We start from the raw sequence: 254 nt of genomic DNA, 5'->3' as shown, positions 1-254 counted from the left end.
TCTCTTTGTATCCTAGATAATGGAGCCTAGCGGGATCGAACCGCTGACCTCCTGCGTGCAAAGCAGGCGCTCTCCCAGCTGAGCTAAGGCCCCGACTAATAAACTGGTTGTTTCATTATTAGTGGTGGTACTATTCTATTACGTGAAGCTTAATTGTATTCGAACTAAAATCTTAGTGAAAAAGATAAATCTCCTTGTGTGCAAGCACACATCGTCAATTTCCTATTTTCATACAGATTTCTTAACGTTCTCAT

At 41.3% G+C, this 254-nt stretch carries 1 tRNA gene; it reads right to left on the bottom strand.

The features are described from left to right. Positions 1-20: 20 nt before the first annotated feature. Positions 21-93: transfer RNA gene (locus tag AT575_RS10335), tRNA-Ala, on the bottom strand. Positions 94-254: the final 161 nt, after the last annotated feature.

Origin of the sequence: Streptococcus penaeicida (assembly GCF_002887775.1) — a bacterium.
GTDB classification, from domain to species: domain Bacteria; phylum Bacillota; class Bacilli; order Lactobacillales; family Streptococcaceae; genus Streptococcus; species Streptococcus penaeicida.
The sequence above is the reverse complement of the archived record's forward strand: the minus strand, read 5'-3'. Positions and strand labels throughout refer to the sequence as shown.